Consider the following 7,490-nt stretch of genomic DNA (forward strand, 5'->3'; position numbering starts at 1 on the left):
CTACTACTAAGCCTTTTAATCCTGAACTGTTTTTCGTGTTTTCCATAATGTTTAAGTTAATGTTAATTAATATATAAGAACATTAAATATTATTAGGGAATAATAATTAATATAGATTAAAACGCAAAAAATTGAAAAGTATTATATGAAGAAACTTCAATTAACATAAATTTAATTAATAAAAAGGAAAATAATGAGTTGTCATAAAATTAACTCATGGAAAGAAAGCACAATTTCATATCCTTTTAGTTTGAAATATTCCTTTGGATTTTCTGTGGATAGCACCATAATAAAATCGCCACCCCAAGCACCCAAACTTTTAATCGTGCCATTAAAATCTGGAAATAAAACTTCTTTTACAGTCGGAATTTCCAAAACTTGACTTACCAAATTTTCATGGTTTTGAAGTTGAATTGCAAAATTTTCAAAATCTATTGCGGCTAAAACTTTATCTGTAATATGATTAATTTCTGGAATTATTTTATTTAGATTGTTTTTCTTTTGAAGGTAAGATTCAATTGCATTTCTGCTATTTTGTTTTTTATTTAAGTAAACAAAATAAATATTTTCTTTGAAATTATTATCAAATGATACTTTTCTAATAATAGGTTTTTGATTGATTAATTGATAAGTAATAGGCGTATTGTTTTGCGCACAAGCAATATCATAGCCACTGCCTCCAAAGCTTTCTTTAAGTAATCCAAACGCATCAACTTTGAGCCAAGTTGCAATATTGTTTATTAATGTGGATGAAGTGCCTAAACCCCAATTTTTTGGGAATGTGAGCTGTGTTGTAACTACATAACCATCAGATTTTTGAATAAAATCTGAATTCAGCTTATAAGCTTGATGAAGTATTTCTATTAAAGTATTTTTTACAGATTGATTTTCAAATTTTGTCTGATTAAGAATATTAGAAAATGTAATTGTTTCATCAAACCATAATGCGCCATCTGAATCATAGCTTTTCCAAGAAATTTGATTGTTTTGTGCGTTTTCAACCGTTAGGTTTTGACCTAATTTAGTGGGCAATGCAAAGGCTTTTGCGCCATCGAGCACCAAATATTCGCCTGTGATAAGTAGTTTTCCGTTGCTATAAAATGTTTGTTTCAATGGTTGATTTTTTTAGCCGCGATAGTAGTGGAAAGCCTTTTTTTGTGGTTTTGTACTTCGACAAGCTCAGCATGACAAAACCACAAAAAAAGCTTAAAACGAATAGCGGGAATGGCTTCAAATAAAATTATTTTTTTAAACTTTCAATATAATCAACGACTGCCGAATGGGAAACTTGATTTGTTTTGAAATGATTTTTTATTGCGGAACGTTCGGCATCGGTAACATTGAATTGGTTTATAATATTGTTCAAATGCATTTTCATGTGGCCTTCTTGAATTCCAGTGGTGGTCAGTGATCGCAAGGCAGCGAAATTTTGTGCCAATCCAGCAACAGCAACTATTTCCATTAACTGATGTGCCGACGGATTGCCGAGCATTTCTAAAGAAATTTTGACTAAAGGATGCAAGGAAGTTAAGCCGCCAACGGTTCCTAAAGCCAACGGAATTTCCATCCAAAACGTGAAAATATCATTTTCGACTTTGGCGTGCGATAGGCTAGAATATTTTCCTGTTCGAGATGCAAAGGCATGAACGCCAGCTTCTACGGCTCTAAAATCGTTTCCTGTGGCTAACACAACAGCATCGATTCCGTTCATGATTCCTTTATTGTGTGTCACGGCACGGAAAGGTTCAATTTCGGCAATTTTAACAGCCTGAACAAACTTTTGTGAAAATGCAAAAGGATCTGGAATATTTTTTTCTGCCAATTCTGCAACTTTGCAAGAAACCTCAACTCTAACTGTGCAATTTGGAACGTAATTTGACAAAATGCTCATGATTACTTCAATATTTTTCTCTTCGGAAGAAAATGATTCGTGTTTTTCCGCTTCGTTTTTTAATGTTTTCGCAAATTGTTCCAAACAAGAATTAATAAAATTGGCACCCATGGAATCTTTGGTTTCGAAGGTGGCGTGAAGTTGGTAGTAATTTTCTAATTCTGTGGTTTTATCTCGCAATTCAACATCCAGAATTCCACCGCCACGTTTTTGCATATTTTTAGTAATGCTTTCTGTTTCAGCAAAGAATTTTGATTTGATACCTTTAAAAAATTGGTTTAATTTCTGAGCATCGCCCTCGAAAATAAAATGCACCTGCCCTATTTTTTCAGAATTAAGCACTATGGCTTTGAATCCGCCGCGAGTCGACCAAAATTTAGCCGATTTTGATGCCGCCGCCACAACCGAGCTTTCCTCAATGACCATTGGAATGGTATGATTTTTTCCGTTTATTAAAAAATTGGGCGCTACACCTAATGGTAAATAAAAATTTGAAATGGTGTTTTCTATAAATTCATCATGGAGTTGTTGCAAATCCGTGTCTGAATTCCAATACTGTTTGATGGTTTGAATTGCTTCATTTGCATTAAAAAAGTGATTGGAAGCTATCCAGTTTATTTTTTCTTCTTTGGTTAATTTGGAGAATCCAGTAACTGATTTTGGCATATTTAGGGTAATATTTGACAAATAAAATTATAAAGATTCCATATATTTTATAAATTCGAAAATTTCAATACTTTTAAAATCTGAATTGATTCTGTAAACAATAGTATAGCCTTTGAATACATAATCTCTTATTAGTTCATTATTAAAATATATTGATTTTTTAAAATGATATGGAAATTTTAAATCTCTTTTTAGACAAACTATCAAATCTTTTTTAAATTTCTTAGCTGCCAGAGGTTTGTCTTTTGCAATATAAGTAACTTGTTCTTCCAATAAGATGTAAAAAGTTTCGGCAAAATTAATTTTCATATTTTGAAATTGTTTTGTCTAGCATAGCATCCAATTCATCTATATCATATAATTTGTTCTCACCCTTAATTAATTTTTCATAAGATTGCTGAACACGATTTTTTGTCGCCAAAAATTCTTTGTCTTCTTCAACAATATGCACTTCATCCGACTTAAAAGAATTCAGAAATTCCATTAATTTTTCTTTGATATTGGGTTGAAATTCAATTTTGATAGTTTCCATAATCATAAATATTTAAACAAAAATAGTAAATTTTAGAATGTTATTTTAGATTTTGTCTTTTAAAAATTCGCCTGTAGTTTGAAACTCACAGCCTTCTTTTTTAAGAAATTGGAGTAGTTTTTCGAAACGTTGCTCCATTTTTTCTCCATTGTTTCTTTTTAGATAAAATGGATATTTAGCACCATTATTCGCATTTGTGTAATTGGTAAATTCCCAAGGATGAAAATACAAATGGAGATAGCCATCTTTCTGAAGCACTTTTTTGCACAAATAAAAGAAAAACGACAAAGGAAAATTATGAAATGCTATCCAAAAAAGCGGAATCCTGTATTTTGGCGAAACCGATGCTGGAAATTGCAACAAATTATCTTCTTTATAAAATATTCTAGAAACATGTCGGTAATCATATCTTCCTGGTAAATAAGTTGGATTTATTGAAGCATTGTATTGATAACCTGCTTCTATTAAATCTTGGTTGGAAACGGGCGCCATTCTTGGCATTCTGAATCCAATTACTTTTTTTCCAGTGACTTTTTCGAGAATTTCCCTAGAAGTTTTTAAATCCTCGGTTTTATAGGTTGAATGATAATGATTGTGTGATGCTATTTCGTGAAATTCACTAATTTTTTTTATAATTTCCGACTTTGCAGTAGCATAAACGCCAGTACAATAAATGGTAGATTTGGCTTGAAATTTTTCTAACAAAGGTAAAAGTTTGCTCAAACCTTCAGTGGAAGTTGAAATTTGTTCTTCCATAGATGGTTTTCCACCATACTCGAAAGGCATATCAAACTCTTCTACATCAAAACTTAGTAAGGCAATTTTCATTTTTACAAATTTTCTTCTTGAATAATGTACAAAGGTCGCTCTTTATTTTGAATTAAAATTTTACCAATATAAATTCCCAAAACACCCATTATAATTAAATTTAATCCACCAAAAAAAGCAACTGAAATTAATACAGAACTCCAGCCACTCACTGAATTTCCACTCCAATAACTATAAATAACATAAGGAAGATACAAAAATGAGAGAAATGCAAAAATAAATCCTATGTATATGGCCATATACAATGGTTTTACGCTAAATGAAGTTATTCCGGCTAGAGCCAATGACATCATTTTTGAAAAAGTATATTTGCTTTTGCCGGCAAATCGTTTTTGTGCTTTGTAACTAATGGCGGCTTGTTTGAAACCAATCCAATGAATCATTCCTCTTAAAAAAACATCATGTTCTTTGCTGTTTTTTAATGCCTGAGCAACTTGCCTGTCAATTAATCTAAAATCGGCCTGACCTGGTTCGAGTTGCAAATCGCTAATTTTATTGAGGAGTTTGTAGAACCATTTGCTAGATTGCTTTTTAAACCATGATAAATCAGCATCTTCTTCTCGCAGTGTATTAACCATATTTACCTTTTGGTTTTGCCAAACAGCAATTAATTCAGGAATTAAGCTTGGTGAATGTTGCAAATCGCTATCCATCATAATTATAGCATCAGCATCAATGGAGTCAATACCTGCTTTTAATGCTACTTGTTGTCCGAAATTTCTAGAAAAAGAAATATATTTTACTGTATTGTCTTTTTTGGCAATCTCTCTAATTATTTCTATAGTATTGTCTTTGCTTCCATCGTTTACAAAACAAAAAGTAAAGTTATAAGGCAAATTATTTACCACTTCTTTTACAGATTGGTAAAAAACGTTTATACTTTCCCCTTCATTGTAAGCAGCGGTAAGTATACAAATAGTTATTCTTGAATTATCCATTTTGATGCACTTGTATTTTCGCCAAAATTAAACAATTGATAAACACACACAAACCAAACTACAATACACGGAAGTGCTTTTACAGAATAAAAAGTAAAAAAATCTCTTATTGTTGGCGGAAATAAATCTGTTGCTGTAAGTGACGTAATTATAATGACAAATATAAGTAAAATCCATGTCGATTTTTTGATTGGTAATGTTTGGCAAACAAACCAAATTGCCACTCCTGCCAAAGCTATTATATAAGTGGGAGATTCTGATGATGATGAAAAAATAACTATAAAAATTAATAACGAACCCAAATATTGCATTTGAAAAACTACATTCTTATACAATTTGAATTGTAAAAGCGGTAAAACCTGAAGCAAAAATCCTGGGATAATGAATAAAAGATTTGAAAAATTATTTATAAGTGTAACTCTTCTAAAAAGCCCCATGATAGAAACATCTTGACGATTGCCTACACCATTAATTATAGTCTGATTTGTCAAGTTTTTTTCTGTTATGCTTTTGTACCAATCAAAATAACTTTGCAGTATAAAATCTGGCGAACTTATAATCATTGGCAAGCAAAAAAGTAAAATACTCCAGACAAAAAGCCATAAAATATATTTGACTTTCTGTTTAGAAAAAACCCAAAATGCCAACCCAACTATGCCGTAAAGTTTAATAAATGTACCTAACAAAACAAATAAAGCTGCCCAAACAACCTTATCCTTTTTTACATAATACCAAGATAAAATAATCATGCCTGCCACAGCTGGATTGGTTTGAACGCTGTGGGAAGCCGTCATTAAATCAACTAAAGTCAAAAGCAACAATATCCATTTGGAATTATTATGAACAGGCAACACCATCAAGGCCTTGTACAAAACAAAAGCATTAAAAACTGTCCATAATGGAACACCAATATAATCTGGAAGCAAAGCAAATGGAGCAATGACTAACGAAAAAAGTGGCCCATAATGATTGGAATCAAAGTATTCTGCTGGATATAAATTATATAAATTTAGTTTATGGACTGTATGATGAAAAACGCCTTTAAAAATATCATAATTATTGGTAGAATGCTGTTTCCATTTTAAAAAACCAGCTATGGCAGGCAATAAAAACCAAAGCAACGAAATTGCAAACTTTTTTTCTTTTAATTTTTCAAACATCAATTGCGTTTTAGCTAATTTTAAATTCTTTGTAATAATAAGCTTAATTTTTTGAATGTGAAATAAATAATTTCTCATAGAAAAATATAAAACTTATCTGTTCGAAAGCTAAATTAACAATAAAAAAAGTGATTATATGCGATTTTTTCACTAAAATTGGCAAGTTTTTACAATTACTTAATATGAAAATCACTAAAAAAGCACTCGTTTTATTTTTACTTACTTCATTATCAGCAATAGCACAACAAAAACTTACTTTAGAAGAAATTTGGGGTGGCGCTTTCAGGACACAAGGAATGACAGAATTGACTTCTTTAAAGAACACAAATGAGTACACAGTCCTTGATTCTGATAGAACAACCAAATCATCACAAATAAACTTGTATGATTTCGCTACTTTAAATAAGATTTCTACTTTAATTGACACTAAAGATTTCAAACAATTGGAAGGAATAGATAGTTATACTTTCAGTAAAGACGAAAAGAAAATTTTGATTGCCATTAATTCAGATCAAATTTTCAGACATTCATTTGTAGCTGACTATTACATTTATGATATTACTACAAAATCATTAACAAAAATCGCTGATTATAAAATTCAAGAACCCACTTTTTCACCAGATGGTTCGAAAATTGCTTTCGCCAAAGGAAATAATTTGTTTGTTTACGAACTAGCTTCCAAAAAAACAACTCAAATTACATCTGACGGAAAGAAAAATGAAATCATTAACGGAATAACCGACTGGGTTTACGAAGAAGAATTTGCTTTTGTAAGGGCTTTTGACTGGAATACTTCATCGGATAAAATCGCTTTTATTCGTTTTGACGAAAGTCAGGTGCCTGAATTCTCTATGAATATTTATGGGAATGATTTGTATCCAGTGACCGATAAATTCAAGTATCCAAAAGCGGGAGAAAAAAATGCAGAAGTTTCATTACATATTTATGATATAAAATCTGCTTCAACCAAAAAGATTGATTTAAGTAAATACAATGATTTTTATATTGCAAGACTGGAATTTACTAATGAAGCCAATACTTTATCGGCACAAGTTTTAAACCGCCACCAAGATAATTTGGATTTACTTTTTGTTAATGCCAATTCGGGAGCGACAAAAGTAATTTTGAATGAAAAAGACAAAGCTTACGTTGACGTGACCGATAATTTAACTTTCTTAAAAGACAGTAGTTTTATTTGGACTTCAGAAAAAGATGGTTTCAACCATATTTATAATTATGATGCTACTGGAAAATTAAAAAATCAAATTACAAAAGGCAATTGGGAAGTAACCAATTATTATGGTTTTGATGAAAAAGCAAAAATAGTTTATTACCAATCGGTAGAAAACGGTTCAATAAATCGCGATGTATACAGTATTTCATTAGACGGAAAAAATAAAAAAAGATTAACCACACAAATTGGAACAAACGGAGCTACTTTTAGTCCTAACTTCCAATATTTTATCAATTCGTTT

Annotated in this window: 8 protein-coding genes; 1 reads left to right on the forward strand and 7 read right to left on the reverse strand. The window is 31.0% G+C overall.

Annotated features, from left to right (window positions below; genetic code table 11):
* Positions 1–201: 201 nt before the first annotated feature.
* The 7 genes from RMN92_RS11845 to RMN92_RS11875 form a co-directional block, all read right to left on the reverse strand.
* Positions 202–1,113 carry a GYDIA family GHMP kinase gene (locus RMN92_RS11845; protein WP_309609650.1) on the reverse strand — a complete coding sequence of 304 codons (912 nt, stop codon included), beginning with the start codon at positions 1,111–1,113 and terminating at the stop codon, positions 202–204.
* Positions 1,114–1,240: 127 nt separating this feature from the next.
* A complete protein-coding gene (locus RMN92_RS11850) occupies positions 1,241–2,557 on the reverse strand; it encodes a hydroxymethylglutaryl-CoA reductase, degradative (protein WP_309609651.1) in 1,317 nt (438 codons plus the stop codon).
* 27 nt (positions 2,558–2,584) lie between these two features.
* Positions 2,585–2,866 carry a type II toxin-antitoxin system RelE/ParE family toxin gene (locus RMN92_RS11855; protein ID WP_309609652.1) on the reverse strand — a complete coding sequence of 94 codons (282 nt, stop codon included), beginning with the start codon at positions 2,864–2,866 and terminating at the stop codon, positions 2,585–2,587.
* Positions 2,856–3,089 carry a hypothetical protein gene (locus RMN92_RS11860; protein ID WP_309609653.1) on the reverse strand — a complete coding sequence of 78 codons (234 nt, stop codon included), beginning with the start codon at positions 3,087–3,089 and terminating at the stop codon, positions 2,856–2,858. Before RMN92_RS11860 ends, RMN92_RS11855 begins: the two co-directional genes overlap by 11 nt.
* A gap of 45 nt (positions 3,090–3,134) precedes the next feature.
* Positions 3,135–3,917 (reverse strand): polysaccharide deacetylase family protein, encoded by a 783-nt coding sequence (locus tag RMN92_RS11865; protein WP_309609654.1) that lies wholly within the window; start codon positions 3,915–3,917, stop codon positions 3,135–3,137.
* A 2-nt stretch (positions 3,918–3,919) separates the two neighbouring features.
* Positions 3,920–4,855 (reverse strand): glycosyltransferase family 2 protein, encoded by a 936-nt coding sequence (locus tag RMN92_RS11870; RefSeq protein ID WP_309609655.1) that lies wholly within the window; start codon positions 4,853–4,855, stop codon positions 3,920–3,922.
* Complete coding sequence (locus tag RMN92_RS11875; protein ID WP_309609656.1) at positions 4,837–6,015, reverse strand: glycosyltransferase family 87 protein; 1,179 nt, start codon at positions 6,013–6,015, stop codon at positions 4,837–4,839. Before RMN92_RS11875 ends, RMN92_RS11870 begins: the two co-directional genes overlap by 19 nt.
* Before the next feature lie 182 nt (positions 6,016–6,197).
* Here RMN92_RS11875 and RMN92_RS11880 point away from each other — a divergent pair.
* Positions 6,198–7,490, forward strand: a 1,293-nt coding sequence (locus RMN92_RS11880) for a DPP IV N-terminal domain-containing protein (RefSeq protein WP_309609657.1), incomplete at its 3' end; no start/stop codon positions are given.

The organism is Flavobacterium sp. (genome assembly GCF_031363805.1).
GTDB lineage: Bacteria > Bacteroidota > Bacteroidia > Flavobacteriales > Flavobacteriaceae > Flavobacterium.

Excerpts from the sequence above, each read along its gene's own strand:
- RMN92_RS11850 (WP_309609651.1), bottom strand. The coding sequence starts at position 2,557 with ATGCCAAAATCAGTTACTGGATTCTCCAAATTAACCAAAGAAGAAAAA.
- RMN92_RS11855 (WP_309609652.1), bottom strand. The coding sequence starts at position 2,866 with ATGAAAATTAATTTTGCCGAAACTTTTTACATCTTATTGGAAGAACAA.
- RMN92_RS11860 (WP_309609653.1), bottom strand. The coding sequence starts at position 3,089 with ATGGAAACTATCAAAATTGAATTTCAACCCAATATCAAAGAAAAATTA.
- RMN92_RS11865 (WP_309609654.1), bottom strand. The coding sequence starts at position 3,917 with ATGAAAATTGCCTTACTAAGTTTTGATGTAGAAGAGTTTGATATGCCT.
- RMN92_RS11870 (WP_309609655.1), bottom strand. The coding sequence starts at position 4,855 with ATGGATAATTCAAGAATAACTATTTGTATACTTACCGCTGCTTACAAT.
- RMN92_RS11875 (WP_309609656.1), bottom strand. The coding sequence starts at position 6,015 with ATGTTTGAAAAATTAAAAGAAAAAAAGTTTGCAATTTCGTTGCTTTGG.